General features: G+C 53.6%; 18 protein-coding genes and 1 riboswitch. Of the genes, 17 read left to right on the plus strand and 1 reads right to left on the minus strand.

The window, feature by feature from the left end; all coding sequences use genetic code 11:
- The first annotated feature begins 24 nt into the window (after positions 1 to 24).
- The 17 genes from metK to hslO all read left to right on the plus strand — a co-directional run bounded on the left by metK (position 25) and on the right by hslO (position 18,601).
- Positions 25 to 1,218 (plus strand): methionine adenosyltransferase, encoded by a 1,194-nt coding sequence (metK, locus tag H1S01_RS02210; RefSeq protein WP_155474725.1) that lies wholly within the window; start codon positions 25 to 27, stop codon positions 1,216 to 1,218.
- 107 nt (positions 1,219 to 1,325) lie between these two features.
- A complete protein-coding gene (priA, locus tag H1S01_RS02215) occupies positions 1,326 to 3,587 on the plus strand; it encodes a replication restart helicase PriA (protein ID WP_188038464.1) in 2,262 nt (753 codons plus the stop codon).
- A gap of 55 nt (positions 3,588 to 3,642) precedes the next feature.
- Positions 3,643 to 4,104 (plus strand): peptide deformylase, encoded by a 462-nt coding sequence (gene def / locus H1S01_RS02220; RefSeq protein WP_188038465.1) that lies wholly within the window; start codon positions 3,643 to 3,645, stop codon positions 4,102 to 4,104.
- Between the two features lie 5 nt (positions 4,105 to 4,109).
- Positions 4,110 to 5,048 (plus strand): methionyl-tRNA formyltransferase, encoded by a 939-nt coding sequence (fmt, locus tag H1S01_RS02225; RefSeq protein WP_188038466.1) that lies wholly within the window; start codon positions 4,110 to 4,112, stop codon positions 5,046 to 5,048.
- Positions 5,049 to 5,074: 26 nt separating this feature from the next.
- Positions 5,075 to 5,908, plus strand: a complete 834-nt coding sequence (locus H1S01_RS02230; RefSeq protein WP_188038467.1) for a DUF116 domain-containing protein — start codon at positions 5,075 to 5,077, stop codon at positions 5,906 to 5,908.
- Entirely contained in the window at positions 5,908 to 7,278 is a 1,371-nt protein-coding gene (rsmB, locus tag H1S01_RS02235; RefSeq protein WP_188038468.1) for a 16S rRNA (cytosine(967)-C(5))-methyltransferase RsmB, read from the plus strand. Before H1S01_RS02230 ends, rsmB begins: the two co-directional genes overlap by 1 nt.
- A complete protein-coding gene (rlmN, locus tag H1S01_RS02240; RefSeq protein WP_188038469.1) occupies positions 7,271 to 8,344 on the plus strand; it encodes a dual-specificity RNA methyltransferase RlmN in 1,074 nt (357 codons plus the stop codon). The genes rsmB and rlmN overlap by 8 nt, the downstream gene beginning before the upstream one ends.
- Entirely contained in the window at positions 8,341 to 9,090 is a 750-nt protein-coding gene (locus H1S01_RS02245) for a Stp1/IreP family PP2C-type Ser/Thr phosphatase (protein ID WP_188038470.1), read from the plus strand. Before rlmN ends, H1S01_RS02245 begins: the two co-directional genes overlap by 4 nt.
- Positions 9,090 to 10,991, plus strand: coding sequence for a Stk1 family PASTA domain-containing Ser/Thr kinase (pknB, locus tag H1S01_RS02250; RefSeq protein ID WP_188038471.1), 1,902 nt, complete (start codon positions 9,090 to 9,092; stop codon positions 10,989 to 10,991). The genes H1S01_RS02245 and pknB overlap by 1 nt, the downstream gene beginning before the upstream one ends.
- 23 nt (positions 10,992 to 11,014) lie before the next feature.
- Positions 11,015 to 11,926: a ribosome small subunit-dependent GTPase A gene (gene rsgA / locus H1S01_RS02255; RefSeq protein ID WP_188038472.1), complete on the plus strand. Its 912-nt coding sequence runs from the start codon at positions 11,015 to 11,017 to the stop codon at positions 11,924 to 11,926.
- Complete coding sequence (rpe, locus tag H1S01_RS02260) at positions 11,926 to 12,579, plus strand: ribulose-phosphate 3-epimerase (protein ID WP_188038617.1); 654 nt, start codon at positions 11,926 to 11,928, stop codon at positions 12,577 to 12,579. The genes rsgA and rpe overlap by 1 nt, the downstream gene beginning before the upstream one ends.
- Positions 12,580 to 12,633: 54 nt before the next feature.
- A riboswitch (FMN riboswitch) is annotated at positions 12,634 to 12,750 on the plus strand.
- A 245-nt stretch (positions 12,751 to 12,995) separates the two neighbouring features.
- A complete protein-coding gene (gene ribD / locus H1S01_RS02265) occupies positions 12,996 to 14,126 on the plus strand; it encodes a bifunctional diaminohydroxyphosphoribosylaminopyrimidine deaminase/5-amino-6-(5-phosphoribosylamino)uracil reductase RibD (RefSeq protein ID WP_188038473.1) in 1,131 nt (376 codons plus the stop codon).
- Positions 14,108 to 14,761 (plus strand): riboflavin synthase, encoded by a 654-nt coding sequence (locus H1S01_RS02270; protein WP_188038474.1) that lies wholly within the window; start codon positions 14,108 to 14,110, stop codon positions 14,759 to 14,761. The genes ribD and H1S01_RS02270 overlap by 19 nt, the downstream gene beginning before the upstream one ends.
- 24 nt (positions 14,762 to 14,785) lie before the next feature.
- Positions 14,786 to 15,979, plus strand: a complete 1,194-nt coding sequence (locus tag H1S01_RS02275) for a bifunctional 3,4-dihydroxy-2-butanone-4-phosphate synthase/GTP cyclohydrolase II (protein ID WP_188038475.1) — start codon at positions 14,786 to 14,788, stop codon at positions 15,977 to 15,979.
- Positions 15,980 to 16,327: 348 nt separating this feature from the next.
- Entirely contained in the window at positions 16,328 to 16,798 is a 471-nt protein-coding gene (gene ribH, locus H1S01_RS02280; RefSeq protein WP_188038476.1) for a 6,7-dimethyl-8-ribityllumazine synthase, read from the plus strand.
- Between the two features lie 2 nt (positions 16,799 to 16,800).
- A complete protein-coding gene (locus H1S01_RS02285; RefSeq protein ID WP_188038477.1) occupies positions 16,801 to 17,700 on the plus strand; it encodes a bifunctional hydroxymethylpyrimidine kinase/phosphomethylpyrimidine kinase in 900 nt (299 codons plus the stop codon).
- 16 nt (positions 17,701 to 17,716) lie between these two features.
- Entirely contained in the window at positions 17,717 to 18,601 is an 885-nt protein-coding gene (gene hslO / locus H1S01_RS02290) for an Hsp33 family molecular chaperone HslO (protein ID WP_188038478.1), read from the plus strand.
- 78 nt (positions 18,602 to 18,679) lie between these two features.
- Here hslO and rpmB read toward each other — a convergent pair whose 3' ends face one another.
- Positions 18,680 to 18,871: a 50S ribosomal protein L28 gene (rpmB, locus tag H1S01_RS02295; protein ID WP_155474739.1), complete on the minus strand. Its 192-nt coding sequence runs from the start codon at positions 18,869 to 18,871 to the stop codon at positions 18,680 to 18,682.
- Positions 18,872 to 18,985 lie beyond the last annotated feature (114 nt).

Consider the following 18,985-nt stretch of genomic DNA (forward strand, 5'->3'; position numbering starts at 1 on the left):
AAGGCCGTAAAGGAGGAAACACTATTGAACCGTAGACGCCTCTTCACGTCGGAATCTGTCACCGAAGGTCATCCCGATAAAGTGGCTGACCAGATCTCCGATGCCGTACTGGATGCGATCTTTACCCAAGATCCCATGGCTCGGGTAGCCTGTGAAACCTCTGTAACGACCGGTTTGGTACTGGTAGCTGGTGAGATCACCACCCAGTGCTATGTAGATATTCCGAAAGTGGTTCGGCAAACGATCCGTGAAATCGGCTATACCCGCGCGAAATTCGGCTTTGACTGTGAAACTTGTGCTGTTTTGACCTCCATCGACGAGCAATCGGCTGACATTGCCATGGGTGTGGACAAGGCTCTGGAAGCGAAAACCGGTGAAATGAGCGACTCTGAGATTGAAGCGATCGGCGCCGGTGACCAAGGTATGATGTTCGGTTATGCCACCAACGAAACACCGGAATTCATGCCGATGCCCGTTTCCTTGGCTCACAAACTCTCTCGCCGCCTCTCGGAAGTCCGGAAGACCGGTGAGCTGGAATACCTTCGCCCCGACGGCAAAACGCAAGTCACTGTTGAGTATGATGGGGACAAACCGGTCCGTGTGGACACCGTCGTCATCTCCACTCAACACTCTCCAGAAGTATCCCTGGAGACCATCAAGTCCGACTTAATCGAACGGGTAATCCTGCCTATCATCCCGCGGGAACTGCTCGACGAAAAAACTCGTTATTTCATCAACCCCACCGGTCGCTTTGTCATTGGCGGACCTCAAGGTGACGCCGGTCTGACCGGCCGGAAGATCATCGTCGACACTTACGGCGGTATGGCCCGTCATGGCGGCGGCGCCTTCTCCGGCAAAGACCCCACAAAAGTGGACCGCTCTGCCGCCTATGCCGCTCGGTATGTAGCGAAGAACGTCGTCGCTGCCGGCCTAGCCGACCGTTGCGAAATTCAAATCGCCTACGCTATCGGTGTTGCCCATCCCGTTTCTGTCATGGTCGAAACCTTTGGTACCGGTAAAGTGGACGAGGCTAAGATTGAAGAATGGGTTAAGCAAGTCTTTGATCTCCGTCCTGCCGGAATTATCAAAGAGCTCGACTTGCGCCGGCCCATCTATCGTCAAACTGCCGCCTACGGCCACTTTGGTCGCAACGATCTGGACCTCCCTTGGGAGCGTTTGGACAAGGTGGAAGCCCTCAAAAAACTGGCTGGCCTGTAATCGATATCAAACCACATATGACAACGCCCGGGGCTCTAGCTCCGGGCTTTCATCTTGCTTGACCCGATTTGATATAATGAAAACAACGATAACCTCGGGGTGAGCCGATGAAAGCAGACGATTCTTGTCGATGGGCCCAAGTCATCGTAGATATACCTCATCGAGACATAGACCGACCTTTCACCTACCGGATCCCGGAGACCTTGGGTCATTCCGTTCTTCCTGGCTGTGAAGTGTGGGTTCCTTTTCAACAACGAACCCTTCGCGGTTGGGTTCTTCATGTGCATGATCAACCACCAGAAAATAGAGGTCATTTTTCGAACATTGAGGCCTTTCATCCCGGTTACCGACTCGGTGAAGATCTGTTGGCCCTCGTCCCTTGGCTCGCGAGGGAAGTCCTCGGCACGATGGCCGACGTGCTGCGCTTGATGGCTCCACCGGGACCGTCTCTTAAGCCAGCCAAATGGGTTAAACTCTCCGAAAGTATCGGCAAGGAACAGATCGATCTGTGGCAAGGAATCGATCCCGAATGCGGCCAACTGCTGCAGCGGCTTTTTCGTGCCCCTCGCAAACAGATGAAATTTTCATCCCTCGTCGAAAAGAGCAAAAAAACGTCTCCTTCCTTAGAGCGGCTGCTAGAGGCTGGTTTGGTCGAACTAGTCCAACGGCTTCCTCCTTTTCGCTTCCCCGAAGAGAAGGACTTGGAGCCGTCGGAAGGAATTCCTTCTGTGGCAGAGCCGACCTTAAACCAGGAACAAGTTGCAGCAGTTCAGACGATCATAGCTGACTTGGAGAAGTCTCACCGAGACAAAAAGCCCTTCTTGCTCCATGGGGTTACCGGGAGCGGGAAAACGGAAATATATATTCAGGCGGCGAAAAAAGCCCTTTCCATGGGCCGGCAAGTCTTATTTCTGGTTCCGGAGATCGCCTTGACGCCGCAAATGGGACGGCGTCTACGGGAGCGGTTCGGCAGCGATGTTCTCCTATTGCATAGCGGATTGACGGAAAAGGTGCGGCGGAGCCATTGGTACCGGATCAGCCGGGGAGAGGCGTCCCTCGTCATCGGCCCTCGGTCAGCCGTCTTTGCACCGGTGCCAAACTTAGGTCTCATCATCGTCGATGAGGAACACGAGCCATCCTATCATCAGGAAAACGATCTCAAGTATCATGCCCGGGAAGTGGCTATCGAAAGAGCGAGCCACTGCGGAGCCCTTGTAATCATTGGATCAGCCACTCCGGCCATTGAAACATATTATAAAGCGATGGAAGGATCTTACCGCATCCTTCGATTGACGGAACGAGCCCAAGGGCAGCCCATGCCGGTCGTCGACATCGTCGACATGCGGGCCGAACTGGCTGAGGGAAACCGTGGGATGCTCTCGGCCTCGATGCTGCAAGCGATAGAGGAACGACTGCGAAGACGGGAACAGACTATCCTCTATTTAAATCGCCGCGGTTTCTCCACTTTTGTCATCTGCCGGGAATGCGGCACTGTCATCACATGCCCCCATTGTTCTATCTCCTTGGTCTATCACCGGGCCGGTGATCAGATGCATTGTCACTACTGCAACTTCCGTCGAGATGTGCCCCGCCAATGCCCTCAATGTACCAGCAAGTCGATACGCTATTTCGGCGCTGGAACACAGCGTGTGGAAGAGGAACTGCAAGCCCTGTTTCCCGGTATCGCCGTTCTGCGCATGGATCGGGACGTGGCAACCGAAGAGGGCATCGAACCGGTGCTTGAGGAATTTGGGCGGGAAGAGGCGCCTATTCTCGTGGGAACCCAGATGATCGCCAAAGGGTTAGACTTTCCCAAGGTTACCTTGGTAGGTGTTCTGGCAGCAGATGCTTCTTTGCACGTGTCCGATTTTCGGGCCGTCGAGCGGACCTACCAGCTCTTGTCTCAGGTTGCCGGCCGGGCCGGCCGGGCCAACCGCTCCGGACAAGTGATCCTGCAAACGTATTGCCCGGAACATTATTGTCTGCAAGCCGTACAAAATCATAATTATGAAGGGTTTTTTCAACGGGAAATCGAAATACGGCAACAGTTAGGTTATCCGCCCTTTTCCCGATTGGCCCGGATTTTATTTACTGGAACAGAAGACTCTCTTGTCCGAATGGTTGCCGATACGTGGACTGAGATGATCCGAGAGCATGCTCGGAAAAGTGTGGTCCCTCTTGATATCTGGGGACCGGCAACGGCTCCCGTGGCCAAAGTGGAAGATAAGTATCGTTGGATGCTCACGGTCCGCTTGGCCCAAAGGGGCAATGAACCTCTTCGATCCATTCTCAGCAATGTTCGACAAGATTATGATAGCCGGCGGGGAAGACCTCTGCCTGTGATCGCGACCATTACCCTGGACCCATAAGGAACAGGATAACTGCCTCGAAATCAGCACCGATTCAGCACATAGGAGGGATCTTATGGCCGTTTATGAGATCGTAAAAATCGGCGATCCGGTTTTGCGAGAAAAAGCAAAGACTGTAACGAAATTCAACTCTAACCTGGGCCGTTTGATGGATGATATGTATGATACGATGGTTGCTGCCAAAGGAGTAGGATTAGCGGCTCCCCAAATCGGCATCAGCAAACGTGTCGTCGTCATCGATGTCGGTGAAGGCCGCATCGAACTGGTGAACCCGGAAATCCTCGAAGCGGAGGGTAGCCAGATCGATATGGAAGGATGCCTGTCCATTCCTGACTTCCAAGAAGAAGTAAACCGTTCTCAGCGAGTGAAGGTAAAGGCACAGAACCGCAACGGCGAAGAGTATGTCATCGAAGGGACCGGGTTTTTAGCCCGTGCGCTTCAGCATGAAATCGATCACCTGGAAGGGGTTCTCTTTGTGGACCTGTTAGATAAAAGCTTGCCATCCAGGGAGAGATAATTCAGATGCGCGTAGTTTTCATGGGTACCCCCGATTTTGCCGTCCCTACATTGGAAGCGATCGTGGCTGCTGGTCATACAGTTTCCCTAGTTGTCAGCCGTCCTGACAAGCCGCGGGGACGAGGACAAAAACCGCTGCCGAGTCCTGTCAAAGCGGCTGCCTTGGCGATGGGTTTGCCTGTCGAACATCCGGTCAAACTGGATGGAGACTTTATCCAACAGTTAAAAGATTTAAAGGTTGACGTTGGTGTTGTGGCCGCTTTTGGACGGATCTTGCCGAAAGCGCTTTTAGAAGCCCTGCCGAAAGGCTGGATTAATGTGCACGCCTCCTTGCTCCCCAGTTTCCGGGGAGCAGCACCCATCCACCGGTCGGTGATCAACGGTGATGCTGAAACAGGCATAACGACGATGTTGATGAGCGAAGGTTTGGATGAAGGCGATATGCTCTTGCAAGCCTCCCTGCCGATCGGACCGAATGACAAGACGGGCCAAGTGCACGATGCTTTAGCCCAGTTAGGGGCTTGTTTGCTCGTGGAAACCTTGGATGGCTGGGAGAAGGGCACCATAAAGCCTGTTCCCCAAGATCACGCCCGATCGACCTACGCTGCTATGCTGACAAAGGCAGATGAGCAGATTCAATGGGAGCAGTCAGCCGAAGCCATTCATAACCGCGTCCGGGGCATGAACCCTTGGCCCGGTGCTTATACTATGGATCAAGGAAAAATCTTGAAAGTCACCGCTGGTCGCCTTCGCCGGGAAAGCTTCCCCTTGTCCCATAGTGGAGCACCCGGAGAAATTGTCGACGTTACAGGAGATGAAGTGGCCGTCGCAACCGGCTCCGGATTGTACTGGTTGGCAGAAGTTCGCCCTGCCGGGGGAAAAACGATGGCGGCAGGCGCCTATGTGCGTGGACGCAGGATTGGAACAGGGTTTCGGTTCGGCTGATAAAGATGATTCAGGAGAGTTGGAAAATGCCTATTCGCAAGCGATTATTTATTGGCTTGATGATCGCCAGCCTGTTCGCACTCATTGGCATTGCCAGCCTCGGTTGGTATCTTGTCAAATACCAAAACTACCCCTGGAATAAGGTGGTCATCGGGATACTTGGCCTCACCTTTTTGATCCTAGTGGGGCTCATCGCCTTTGGGATCGGCGGCATGGTGATTTCCATCTGGCAGGATCGGGCCATACCGTCCATGTACCGGTGGACCCGTATGGCCGTGAACATACTCTTTCCGCTGGCTCAAGTGATCGCCCACCTCTTTGGGATACCGATTGACCGCCTACGAAGCAGTTTCATTGAAGTCAGCAACCAGTTGGTTCGTCTCCGTCAAGTCGTGGTCACACCGGACAAGCTGATGATCTTAGGACCTCATTGCCTGCAAAAAACCACCTGTCCCTACAAAATATTTTTGGATATAAAAAACTGCAAACGCTGCGGCCAGTGCCCGATCCACGACTTGCGGAATTTGGCCGACAAGTATCAAGTCAACTTGACGATCGTATCCGGTGGGACCTGGGCGAGGAAGGCGATCATGGACAGCCGTCCTCGGGCGATCATCGCTGTGGCTTGTGAACGGGATTTGACGAGTGGAATTCAAGATATCGAACATCTCCCTGTCCTCGGGATCCTCAATGACCGTCCCGAAGGGCCCTGTTGCAATACTCGTGTAGACTTGGTCCGGGTGGAACAATCGATTCGTTATTTTCTTTACGGTGAACGTACCCATTGGATCAATGATGCCATCGGATCCATATTGGACAAGTCAACCTTACCGAAAGACCAGCATGTGGAGGTATCTTGATGCAGCCATCGTCCCGGGCCGTTGCCTACGAGGTCTTAACCGCTGTTGAAGAACGACAAGCTTATGTAAACCTGCAGTTGGCCCATTCCTTGGAGGTCAGCCGGCTGTCCCGGGTCGATCGCGGTCTCGTGTCAGAACTCGTGCTAGGCGTGTTGCGGCGCCAAAACCGCCTCGATTTTGCCCTCAATCGCTTTCTCAAGCGTCCCGCCGGAATACCGGCAGAGGTACGCAGGCTGTTGCGCCTCGGAGCCTACCAGATCCTTTTTCTCGAACGCATACCAGACTCAGCCGCCTGCAATGAAGCAGTCGAGCTGGCCAAACAGATTGGCCAGACACGGCTGGCGCCGGTGATCAACGGTGTGTTAAGGCAACTGGTACGCAAGCGCGACGAGATTCCCTGGCCATCATGGGAAAAGAACCCCGTCCTATACCTGACGATCATGGAGTCCCATCCGGAATGGCTCGTTAAACATTGGATCAAACAATTCGGCAAGGAACGAGCCCGTTCCATCTGTGAAGCGAACAACCGCCCTGTCGGTGTGGCCCTGCGGGTCAACAAGCTGCGAACGAACCGGGACGATCTTTTAGAAACCTTTCGAACCGCCGGGGTGGAAGCCCGACCTTCGGAGCTTTCTCCGGCAGGGATTCGCCTGCAAGCGGCTTCCGCCGTCACCGGTTTGCCTGGTTTTCAAGAAGGTCTCTTTTCTGTCCAAGATGAAAGCTCCATGTTGATCGCTCCTGTCGTCGATCCTCAGCCGGGTGAGCGGATCGTCGACGCCTGCGCCGCGCCGGGTGGCAAGACCACCCATATGGCCGAAAAGTCCGAAGACCGTGCGGAGATCCACTCCTGGGATATTCACACACACAAACTGGGATTGATTCGTGAAAACTGCCGCCGCCTGGGTATCGAAAATGTTCGGGTAAAGAAAGTGGATGCGCAGGGGCCTTTGCCCTCTGAACTGATGGGTCAAGTCAACCGGGTGCTCGTAGACGCGCCTTGCAGCGGGCTGGGTGTTTTGCGGCGGAAGCCGGAACTCCGTTACCGGATGACGCCAGAGAACATCGCCCAGTTAAAAGAACTGCAAGGCAAGATCATGGACAGTGTATCCGCCCTGGTTCGCCCAGGAGGGGTGCTCGTCTACTCTACCTGTACCATTGAGCCGGAAGAAAATTTTCAACAAGTGAAAGATTTTCTGCAGCGCCACCCCAATTTCATCGCTGATGATCTGGGTTCCTTTCTCCCGGAACTTGACTTTACCGATGAGGAAAAGCGCCAGATGGCAAAAGGGTATTTTCAAATTCTGCCGGATCGCTTTGATTCGGACGGGTTTTTTATCGCCCGATTGAGGAGGCGTGCATCTCATGACTGAAAAAACTGAACTGCGAGGTCTTCTTCCTGAGGAGATAGCGCAGACGTTGCAGGAATGGGGTCATCCTGCCTACCGGGGAAAACAGATCTTCAAGTGGGTTCAAGGCCGGGCCGTTCGGGAAGCGGCCGAAATGACAGACCTTCCGCAAGGTCTGCGCAGCAAAATCGATGCAGAGCAATGGCTCCGTCCTTTGGCACTGAGCCGTTGCCGTGTCTCGAAGGACGGTACAGAAAAATACCTTTGGCAGCTAGCCGACGGTGAATTGATCGAGACAGTGCTTATGCCCTATCTTCGGAGTCAGACTCGGGATCGAGTCACTGTCTGCTTGTCCACCCAAGCCGGCTGTCCCTTAGGATGTAAATTTTGCGCTACCGGCCAGCAGGGATTTCGGCGAAATCTCACGGCTGGAGAAATCGTCAGTCAAGTTTTAGATATTACCCACCGAAAACGGCAAAGCGATCCGGATTTTAAAGTGACAAACCTTGTCTTCATGGGAATGGGTGAACCCTTCTTAAACTACGATCAGGTGCGCCGGGCCATCGAGTTGTTCACCCATCCGGAGGGACAAAACATCGGCCAACGACGGATCACTGTATCTACCTCTGGCATCGTTCCCGGCATCGAACGGTTTGCTCAAGAGAACTGGGAGATTAATCTGGCCTTGTCTCTTCATGCCGCTGACGATCAATTGCGCAGCCAATGGATGCCGGTGAATCGCCAGTATCCCATCGAAAAGGTTCTTGATGCTTGCCGTCGTTACTGGGAGCAAGGAAGGCGCCGTCTTTCCGTAGAATATGCCTTGATCGAAGGGGTCAACGACCGCCTGGAAGACGCCCGTCAGTTGGGAAAACTCTTCACCCGGTGGCCGATTCACCTCAACGTGATTCCCGTCAATCCGGTCACCGAAAGCGGTGCCCGCCGTCCAGACAAGGCTCGGATGGTGCAGTTTCTCGATGAATTGAAACGTCAGGGCATCGACGCGGTCATTCGAGAGGAGCGGGGTGTAGACATTGAAGCGGCCTGTGGACAATTGCGCGGTGCCGCCCATGGGGAGGGAGAGACATGAACATCGTCGCTCGCACTGACAGGGGGCGAGTTCGACCGGTAAATGAAGACTGCCACTTTACCGACACGGTTCAAGGCATTTTTATCGTGGCCGACGGGATGGGCGGTCACGAGGCCGGTGAGGTGGCCAGCGCCATGGCGGTGCAAGCTTTTACAAGGTACTGGCAAGAACATAAATCGCAAGGCGAACCGGCACAAGTCCTGGCAGAGGCTTGTCGGGAAGCGAATCGGGTCATCTATCGGGAATCGATCAACAATCTGCAATGGACTGGCATGGGGACCACCTTAACAGCGGCATACCTTGATTCGGCTTCGATAGCCATCGCCCATGTAGGCGACAGCCGGGCCTACCTGTTCCGGGGCGGTCGCGTTCGCTTGCTGACGCGGGATCATTCTTTAGTCGAAGAGATGGTTCGCCAGGGGAAATTGACAGAAGCGGAAGCACTGTCTCACCCTCAGCGCAACATCATCACCCGTGCGCTGGGTACCCGTGAGGATGTGCAGGTGGACACCATCTTGGAACCGTGGATGCCGCGGGATATCTTAGTTTTGTGTACAGACGGTCTGACGAATTTAGTGACCGCCGATGAGATCGCAAATATGCTGAGCGGTTTAAGGGCTCATCAACCTGATGATATGGGGAAGGTTGCTGACCAATTGCTGCAGCTTGCCCTAGACCGAGGTGGATATGATAACGTCACTTTCCTTATTATCTGGCAGAGGGAAAGTGAGGGGTGGCAACAATGATGGGTCGACTATTTGGCAACCGCTATGAGATTGTAGAACTCTTAGGCAGCGGCGGTATGGCTCAGGTCTATAAAGCCTGGGACAAGCTGCTGGAGCGAGCTGTGACAATCAAGCTCCTCCGGGAAACGCTCACATCAGACGAAGAGTTTGTTCGTCGTTTCCGTCGAGAAGCCCAAGCGGTGGCAGGCTTGTCTCATCCGAACATTGTCAACGTCTATGATGTGGGCCGAGAAGGCGATATCGACTACATAGTGATGGAGTTCATCGACGGTCCCACATTGAAAGAAGTGATTCGCAGCCGCGCCCCTCTTTCTCCGGAAGAGGCCGTAGAACTGGGAAAACAGATCAGCGATGCCTTAGAGCACGCCCACGAACGAGGGATCATCCACCGGGATATCAAACCGCACAACATCTTGCTCAACCGGAATGGGCGAGTTAAGGTGACTGATTTCGGGATCGCTCGCTCTGTCGCTCAAAATACGATGACCATGGATCGATCTATCGTTGGTTCTGTCCACTATCTGTCACCGGAACAAGCCCGGGGGCTTCCGGTGGACGAAAAGTCCGATATCTACTCCCTTGGCGTTGTCATGTATGAACTGCTCAGTGGCCGAGTTCCCTTTCAGGGAGAAACACCAATCGCCGTGGCGCTGCAGCAGATTCAACAGACACCGCCTCCCTTGACGACCGTCAACCCGCGGATACCTCAAGCACTAGAGAATGTGATTTTTCGAGCCATGGAAAAGGAACCGTCTCGGCGATACGCAAACGCCCTGGCATTCCGCAAAGATTTAGAAAACGTCTTTTCGGGAAAAGTCGTCGGTCGCCTGCCTGTCAAGGATGATGACAGTCCCACCATGCGCTTTGACAATGTCATCGATACCTCCATACCTGTCCTAGCGAACGAAGAAGCTGAACCAGTGGAGGATGGGAAGGAAAAGGCAAAGGCGAAACCGAAGCCGCTGCAAAAACGCCAAATCGGTCTATGGGTCGGTTCGCTCGTTGCCTTAGCGATCGTCCTCTTTGGATTGACCTATGCCTGGCAGCAGTACATGAGTGTTCCCGAAGCAACCGTTCCGAAGGTAACGGGGATGCGCCACATTGATGCCATCAAAGCATTGCAAGCAGCCGGATTAGAATATCAGATCAACGAAGTCAATCACCCCGATGTCGCCAAAGAGATCGTTATTTCTCAAGATCCGCCGGAAAATACCAAGGTTAAAAAGACTCGTGTCGTTGTCTTGACGGTCAGCAAGGGTCAAAAAGTGGTCAAAGTACCTTCTGTCGTCGGCATGTCACAACGAGACGCCGTCGTAGCCTTGCAACAGGCCAATTTTAACGTAGAAGTGATTGAACAGAGCGATGATAAAACACCTCCGGGTACAGTCATCTCTCAAACGCCGGGGGCAAACGCTGAACAGCCTGTTGAGACGGTTGTCCGCTTGGCTGTGAGCAAAGGGCAGGGGCAAGATGCGAAAGGCACCATGCCTTCCTTGGTCGGTACAAAGCTGTCCGACGCCCGAGCAAAGCTTGAGCCCTTGAGCGTAGATCTGAAACTAAAAACCCAAGAGAATTCGGGACTTGAGGCTGGCACCATACTGGCCCAAGACCCCGCCCCGAATAGCCCTGTTAAGCCGGGGGATCCGGTCCTCTTGACCGTGAGCGGTACGGCAGCGCCGGCACCGACAACGAAAACGACCTCAGTCTCTTTTCTGATACCGAATGACGGAAAAGATCACATGGTCAAAATCGTTGTACAAGACAGCCGTGGAAACCGTGAGGTCTATAACCGGCAGCACCATGCCGGCGAGACGGTGAACCAGGAAGTGAGCTATACCGGTAAAGGGACAATCCAAGCCTATAGTGACGCTGTGATGGTACTGAACCGTCAGGTCGAGTAAGAGCGATTCTTGGAGGAAATGCTGTGACTCATAGGGAAACCGAGGGAACCATCGTCAGAGGATACTGCGGTTTTTATTACGTCCTCGCTGGAGAACAGACATACACCTGTTCTCTGCGAGGAAAATTCCGCCTAAAAGAAAATAACCGGGTCTTTCTGCCGGGCGATCGCGTTAGAATCCGGATTATCGAGGGAGATAAGGGTGTCATCGAGGATGTCTATCCTCGTCGAACAGAACTGTTGCGCCCGCCCATCGCCAACGTGGACCAAGTTCTTTTGGTCTTTGCTTTGGCCAATCCTGATCCCGATTTTGTCTTGCTCGACAGGCTGCTCATTTTGGCGTCTCAAGGCGGCGTTGAACCAGTCATCGTCTTCACGAAGGCCGATCTCGCACATCCCCAAATGATCGAAAAAATAAATGAGTTATATTCTGCCATCGATGCAAAACCTTTTGTCGTTTCTTCCAAACAACCGGACACGTTGGAACCGGTCCGGTCACTCCTAGACGGAAAGATCTCTGTCGTGGCTGGTCCCTCTGGAGCCGGTAAATCGACATTGCTCAACGGTTTATCGCCGGGGCTTTCCCTAAAAACAGGTGATGTAAGCGCCAAAATCGGACGAGGTCGTCATACGACCCGCCATGTGGAACTGCTCGTTCTGCCGACAGGAGCCTTGATCGCTGATACCCCCGGCTTTTCCACCTTGTTCTTACCGGACATCCCTGCTTACGAGTTAGGAAGCTACTTTCCAGAAATGACCGAGTTTCTGGGATGTTGCCGCTTTAACACATGCCTGCATAAGGCTGAACCGGATTGCGCCGTACGGGAAGCCTTAGAAAAGGGTCTCATTCACGAACAGCGATACGCACACTATCTGATTTTCTTGAATGAACTCGTAGACCGGGAACGAACGGCTCCGAAAGGAAAGAAATCATGATGATTAAAATCGCACCATCTATCTTATCGGCCGATTTCTCCAATCTCGGCTCCCAAGTGGCCGCTGTGGAAGCCGGTGGGGCAGAGTACTTGCACATCGATGTGATGGATGGACACTTCGTACCGAATATCACCATCGGCCCGCTCGTGGTAGCGTCACTGCGTCCACGGAGCCAAATGGTTTTTGACACCCACTTGATGATTGAAGAGCCCGATCGCTATATTCCCGATTTTATCAAGGCCGGTTCCGATTTAGTCACCGTCCACCAGGAGGCTTGCACCCACCTGCACCGTACCGTATCGCTGATCCGAGAAAAGGGCGCTAAGGCTGGAGTAGCCTTAAACCCGGCCACACCTTGGCAGTCGCTCGAATATGTGCTGCCCATGGTGGATCTGGTGCTCGTCATGTCGGTGAACCCTGGTTTTGGAGGTCAAAAGTTCATCAGCGCTGTCTTACCGAAGATCACTGAACTGGCTCGTTATCGCCAGGAAAATGGACTTTCGTATGAAATTCAAGTCGACGGCGGCGTTAACGGGCAGACGATCGCCCAAGTCGTTCAGGCTGGCGCAGATGTACTCGTCGCTGGCGCAGCTGTCTTTGGCGTCCCCGATCCTCAGGCTGAAGTCGCTCTATTGCGGGCGGCCGCATATTAAAATTGACAGGCTTAGTCGCCCTTTGATATAATTTTTCCTGTCAACCAAATAACATGTTTTCCTTGGGGTTGGGTGAAATTCCCTACCGGCGGTATAGCCCGCGAGCCCTTCTGGGCAGATTCGGTGTAACTCCGAAGCCGACAGTAAAAGTCTGGATGAGAAAGGAAAACGGAACAAGGGTCTGCTCTTTTTGCAGCAGCTTTGCTGTACGCTATTTTTCTCGCTGGTTAAGAGAAAAGAGTTGTTCCGTATCACCCCGGGGAAACTAATTCCCGGGGTGTTTTTGCGTTTCTGCCCAACTTTGATGACACATCGTGCCAAATGGAGTTGTAATGACTACGCTCGCTCCATGATGACAACCCTGATTTTACTTCGTCATCAGGGTGAAGAAAACTAATTTCCGAGGAATGACCGTTATGATCGATGACAAACAATATATGGCTCGCGCTTTGGAACTGGCGTCGCTCGCCCGAGGGCGGACGAGTCCCAATCCTGTCGTGGGCTGCGTGATTGTCAAGGACGGACAAGTCGTTGGTGAGGGGTATCATGAGAAGGCTGGGACCCCCCATGCTGAAGTGCATGCCTTGCGACAAGCCGGAGATAAAGCACAGGGAGCGACCTTATATGTAACGCTGGAACCTTGCTCCCACTACGGCAGGACACCGCCATGCGTGGAGGCCCTTATCGCCGCAGGGATCGGACGGGTTGTAGCGGCGGTGCCCGACCCTAATCCAAAAGTTGCCGGCAGGGGCTTCCGCCACCTTCAGGAGGCTGGCATTCCAGTGGATGTGGGCATCTTGGCGGAAGAAGCGTCTGCCATCAACCAGCCCTTCTTTACCTGGGTCACCCGGGGAAGACCTTGGGTGCTCCTGAAGTGGGCGATGACCCTAGATGGTAAAATCGCGACTGCCACCGGCGACAGCCGCTGGATCAGCGGAACCGAAAGCCGTCGTGTCGTTCATCAGTGGCGAAACATTTACGACGCGGTTCTCGTTGGCATTGGCACCTTGCTCGCCGACGATCCCGAATTAACGGTCCGGCTTCCTCAGTCAGAAGAAGGAACATATCGAAACCCGGTGCGCGTTATTGTCGATAGTCAAGCCCGCACCCCCTTGACCGCTAAAATCCTTTCTTCAGAGGCGCCAACCATCATCGCGACGAGTGAGCGAGCACCAGCTGAACGAATCCAGGCGTTAGAAAAGGCGGGTGCAGTCGTCCTCCCTTGTCCTACGAACGCTCAGGGGAAGGTAGACCTGCCGACACTCTTAAAAAAACTGGCTGATAGAGGCCTCACATCCCTCCTGGTGGAAGGGGGCGCACAGATCCACGGGTCCTTTCTTGAACAAAACCTGGTCGATCAGGTCGCTGTCTTCGTAGCGCCGAAAGTGGTCGGTGGAGACGGAGCGTCCTCGCCGGTGGGAGGAAGGGGAGTTTCCTTGATGAAAGATGCGAGACTGTTAACAAAAAGGACTTTCCGCCCCATTGGCGATGATTGGCTTCTCCAGGGGACGATCCAGGAGGTGAAACCGTGTTTACCGGAATCGTAGAGGAACTTGGCGTTATGCGGGCTATTCGTCGAGGGGCTCGTTCGGCTCAGTTGGTCATCGAAGCGAAAAAAGTCGTCGAAGATGTCAAACTGGGGGACTCTATAGCTGTCAACGGCGTATGCCTAACTGTTGTCGAATTTGATGGGCGAGGCTTTACGGCCGACGTGATGGCTGAGACTTTACAACGTACCTCTCTCTCGGAGCTCCAGCCTGGCCATCGGGTCAACCTAGAACGGGCTCTCCGTCTGAGTGACCGCCTCGGCGGCCATATCGTATCCGGTCACGTGGACGCCGTCGGCATTATCCGTAAACAAACCCGAGTCGACATCGCTGTGGTAACGGAAATCTCGGCGCCTCCGGAACTTCTCCGTTACGTGATCCCTAAAGGTTCTATCGCCATCGATGGTATCAGCCTGACTGTCGTCGACCTGTTGGAACAGAGTTTTACCGTATCGCTAATTCCCCACACGGCGGGATTGACGACCTTAGGTTTGAAAAAGATAGGAGAAAAAGTCAATTTGGAAGCCGATGTGATCGGAAAATATGTAGAGCGTCTGCTCACGGGTCGGGTATCGTCAGGGGAGAAACCGCTCTCAAGGATTTCGCGAGAGTTTCTTTTAGAACAGGGCTATTAACATCAACACAGAGAGGTGATTCCCATGTCGAAATTCCACAGCATCGAAGAAGCGATTGAGGATATTCGCCAAGGCAAAATGATCATCGTCGTAGACGACGAGGACCGTGAAAACGAAGGGGACCTGTTGATGGCCGCCGAACTGGCCACGCCGGAAACGGTGAATTTCATGGCTACCTATGGACGGGGGCTGATCTGCGTTCCCATGATCGGAGAACGGCTCGACGCCCTGGAACTGCATCCCATGGTTCAAGACAATACAGACCGTATGCAGACGGCCTTTACCGTATCGGTCGATGCCGCCACCTGTACGACCGGGATTTCCGCCTTCGAACGTCACCAGACGATTCAGGCTCTCTTAGATGCGAAAACGAAACCGGAAGACCTCCGGAAACCGGGACATATCTTCCCTTTGCGGGCGCGGGAAGGGGGCGTCCTCGTTCGCTCCGGTCATACAGAAGCTGCTGTCGACTTGGCTCGCATGGCCGGGCTCTATCCGGCAGGCGTGATCTGTGAAATCATGGCTGATGACGGAACCATGGCCCGGGTTCCGCAACTGCTGCCCTTTGCAGAACAACATAACTTAAAGATCATCACTATCGCGGACTTGATCGAGTATCGCCGTCGTACAGAAAAACTGATCCGGCGCGTAGAAACCATCAGTTTGCCCACCAAATACGGTGACTTTACGGCTGTCGCCTATGAAAGCCTTTTAGATAAACAGTGCCACTTAGCCATCGTCAAAGGAGATATCGAAGGTGAAGAACCTGTTTTGGTCCGGGTCCACTCGGAATGCCTGACGGGAGACGTTCTCGGTTCGAGGCGATGCGACTGCGGCGATCAACTGGCTACTGCCCTTCGACGTATTGAGCAAGAAGGTAGAGGTGTTGTCCTTTATATGCGTCAGGAAGGCCGAGGGATCGGGCTGCTCAATAAAATTCGCGCGTATAAACTGCAGGATATGGGGGCCGACACGGTTCAGGCGAACGAGATGCTTGGGTTCCCAGCCGATCTGCGCGACTACGGTACAGGCGCTCAAATATTGGCCGATCTAGGCCTGCGCAAAATCATGTTGATGACCAACAACCCGAGAAAGATCAAAGGCCTGGAAGGTTATGGCCTTTCTGTCGTTGAACGGGTCCCTATCGTCATCGAGTGTGTCCCCGAAAACGAGCGCTATCTAAGGACGAAAGAAGAAAAGCTCGGTCATATGCTATAAATGCCGGTTTCTCCTTTGGGAGGTACAGTCACGAAACTGCACTAACTGAATTGTAAGTCTTCAGTTTTACATGAGTCGAACACTTAAAGCTACATTCTTGGCAAATCGGGGTGTAATGACTCCGGTCGCTAAGGGCTTCGTGGCTGTTCGCTCGGTTGCTTCGCGGGCGCGCCAAACCTCTGGGCATTTCTGCATGTGAACCGTGGCGTGCTGATCCGCTCGCAACTTTCGCTCTCGACGCCGCTCCGCCCAAAACGCTCGCTACGTCTTTACACCCCAGATTTTGCTTTCGAGTTAGGATAATTCTCAAGTGTAATATATTTTTATCGAAAAGGAGCTAACTACCTTATGCCTAACCAGATTTACGAAGGCCATCTCCTTGGACAGGGATTGAAAATCGGTATCGTCAACGCCCGCTTCAACGAATTTATCACCAGCAAACTCCTCTCCGGTGCTATCGATGCGCTCCAGCGCCACGGAGTTCGAGAAGAAGATATCACCGTCGCTTGGACACCGGGTGCTTTCGAAATCCCCCTCGTCGCCAAAAAGATGGTTACCAAAGGCTTTGACGCTGTCATCTGTCTCGGTGCCGTCATCCGGGGATCGACACCCCACTTTGACTATGTCTGCAGCGAAGCGGCCAAAGGCGTCGCCCAGGTCGGACTTCAATCAGGCGTTCCGACCATTTTTGGAGTATTGACGACGGATACGATCGAGCAGGCCATCGAGCGAGCCGGAACTAAAGCGGGCAACAAGGGATGGGACGCAGCCATGTCAGCTATCGAGATGGCTAACCTCATGCGCAGCATGGAAGGATAAAGATGGAACGGATTCCTTCGGTTCTCTCCGTACAGAGCATGGTGGCCCGGGGATTTGTCGGCAACTCAGCCGTCGTCCCGGGCCTTCTGGCCTGCGGGATTCAACCCTTTCCCATCCACACGGTGATGTTAGGCGCACATGGCGCCGTCCGGCCGAGGCGGGGCGGAACCGTTCCAGATGCTTTGTTCTACGGTTTACTCAAATCTCTGGAAGATACCCCTGTAGATCATGTCCTCAGCGGTTATCTCGGTTCAGCCCGGCAAGGCAAAATACTCTCTCGTTGGCTGATGGAACGACCAGACATACCTTACCTGCTGGACCCTGTGCTGGGTGACGATCCGCACGGGGCTTATGTTGTTCCTGAAGTTGCCCGGGTGGTCCGTGAAGACTTGCTCCCCTTGGCGTCGGTAATCACCCCGAATCCCTTTGAGGTTTTCTTGTTGGCCGGCATCGATGGAGACAAGCCGCCCGTAGGGGTAGCTCGAGGGCGTGACAGCCGGAAAATTCTTGAGGCGGCTAGACATCTCCTAGACTCCGTAAGAAAAGAGTCTCTTCAAAAGGGCCGAGCGGGGTTGAAAGCGATTGTCGTCACGGGCTGGCGCCGGGAGAACGATCGAATTTACACCTTGATTCTCGAGCAGGAAAAGGCTTGGGAAATAGGTACAGCCCTCGTTCCCTGGGCTGCTTATGGCACGGGAGACCTTTTTGCTGCCATCTTGGTTGCCGGTATCTGTCACGGATATGATGTTTCCCGGTCCTGCATGGGGGCATCCCGAGCCGTTGCGGCGGCACTAGAGCAATCCCAGAGATATGAATTAGATACAGTCGCTCCGATTCATCTTCCAAAGGACTTATTCGAAGAGGAAAAAACAGAAACGGAGACGTTTACGCCGATTATCTGAAAGGAAGAGCCATTACGTGCAAGATGAATTAATTCGGGCAACAGCCGATCAAGGCAAAATCCGCTTTATCGGTGCGCGGACGACTCGTCTAGTCTCCGTAGCCCAGCAAAAACACCAAACTTGGCCTGTAGCCACGGCGGCTTTAGGTAGAACCTTAACGGCTTCAGCTCTCATGGGATCCATGCTGAAAGCAGAGGACCGAATGACTTTACGCATCCTCGGTGATGGTCCTTTAGGGGCGATTGTCGCCCAAGGCGATGCTAAGGGGCAGGTGCGCGGATATGTACAGAACCCGACGATTGAACTGCCGCCTACACCGGAAGGAAAGCTCGATGTGGGACGCGGGGTCGGCAAAGAAGGTCATATTCATGTCACCCGTGACCTGGGTTTGAAAGACACCTTTACCGGTACGTCCGCCCTGGTTTCTGGCGAAATCGCTGAAGATTTGACACACTACTTTTTTACGTCTGAACAAACGCCTAGTGCGGTAGCCCTAGGTGTGCTCATCGATGTAGACGGCTCTGTCCTCGAGGCAGGCGGTTACATCGTACAACTGATGCCGGGAGCTGATGACAAGACGATCGACCTCCTTGAGCAATGTATTGCCCGTTTAGGACCGATCAGCAAATATCTAGCCGACGGAAAGAGCACGAAAGAGATGATGGAAGACTTGTTGGGAGAGCTCGACCCGAAAATCTTAAACAGCTACGAGCCTGAGTTTTCTTGTGGTTGTGATCGAGAGCGGCTATCGGCACTGTTGAAAAGCTTCGGTCCTGATGAACTGGCCGATATGCGCCGGGAGCAGGGAGGCGCCGAAGCGATCTGCCATTTCTGCAGCGAAAAATATCAATTTTCCGCCGATGAGCTCCTCGCTTGGGAACAAGAGCTGAGGGAAACGTAAAAAGTCCTTTGACCATCTGGTCAAAGGACTTATTTACTCACTCGCCCATTGGGGGCGCTACCTTTTCAAGCCGGACAATTACACAGAACGCTGAACCTTGCCCGAACGGAGGCAGCGGGTACATACGTTCAAACGAACAGGAGCACCTTTTACAACAGCGCGAACACGCTGGAGGTTAGGGGACCAGGTTCTTTTTGTGCGGATGTGGGAGTGACTGACTTGCATCCCGGTTTGTACCCCTTTGCCGCAAATGGCGCATTTCCGTGCCATGGTTCCACCTCCTTGGGGTCAGAAAAATCACTATTACAGTCTAGCAGATTCGATCTGCTTTGGCAAGAACTTGACGAAGAAAAAGGAATTCCTTCTTGAACGACGAATAAAGCT

Source organism: Heliobacterium chlorum, from assembly GCF_014502795.1.
Classification (GTDB): domain Bacteria; phylum Bacillota; class Desulfitobacteriia; order Heliobacteriales; family Heliobacteriaceae; genus Heliobacterium; species Heliobacterium chlorum.

What these genes read in the sequence shown, in the direction of transcription:
- priA (WP_188038464.1), top strand. Translation starts at nt 1,326, where the DNA reads ATGAAAGCAGACGATTCTTGTCGATGGGCCCAAGTCATCGTAGATATA.
- H1S01_RS02275 (WP_188038475.1), top strand. Translation starts at nt 14,786, where the DNA reads ATGTCGAAATTCCACAGCATCGAAGAAGCGATTGAGGATATTCGCCAA.
- rlmN (WP_188038469.1), top strand. Translation starts at nt 7,271, where the DNA reads ATGACTGAAAAAACTGAACTGCGAGGTCTTCTTCCTGAGGAGATAGCG.
- fmt (WP_188038466.1), top strand. Translation starts at nt 4,110, where the DNA reads ATGCGCGTAGTTTTCATGGGTACCCCCGATTTTGCCGTCCCTACATTG.
- rpmB (WP_155474739.1), bottom strand. Translation starts at nt 18,871, where the DNA reads ATGGCACGGAAATGCGCCATTTGCGGCAAAGGGGTACAAACCGGGATG.
- H1S01_RS02245 (WP_188038470.1), top strand. Translation starts at nt 8,341, where the DNA reads ATGAACATCGTCGCTCGCACTGACAGGGGGCGAGTTCGACCGGTAAAT.
- ribD (WP_188038473.1), top strand. Translation starts at nt 12,996, where the DNA reads ATGATCGATGACAAACAATATATGGCTCGCGCTTTGGAACTGGCGTCG.
- rsmB (WP_188038468.1), top strand. Translation starts at nt 5,908, where the DNA reads ATGCAGCCATCGTCCCGGGCCGTTGCCTACGAGGTCTTAACCGCTGTT.
- pknB (WP_188038471.1), top strand. Translation starts at nt 9,090, where the DNA reads ATGGGTCGACTATTTGGCAACCGCTATGAGATTGTAGAACTCTTAGGC.
- ribH (WP_188038476.1), top strand. Translation starts at nt 16,328, where the DNA reads ATGCCTAACCAGATTTACGAAGGCCATCTCCTTGGACAGGGATTGAAA.
- H1S01_RS02285 (WP_188038477.1), top strand. Translation starts at nt 16,801, where the DNA reads ATGGAACGGATTCCTTCGGTTCTCTCCGTACAGAGCATGGTGGCCCGG.
- def (WP_188038465.1), top strand. Translation starts at nt 3,643, where the DNA reads ATGGCCGTTTATGAGATCGTAAAAATCGGCGATCCGGTTTTGCGAGAA.
- rpe (WP_188038617.1), top strand. Translation starts at nt 11,926, where the DNA reads ATGATTAAAATCGCACCATCTATCTTATCGGCCGATTTCTCCAATCTC.
- H1S01_RS02230 (WP_188038467.1), top strand. Translation starts at nt 5,075, where the DNA reads ATGCCTATTCGCAAGCGATTATTTATTGGCTTGATGATCGCCAGCCTG.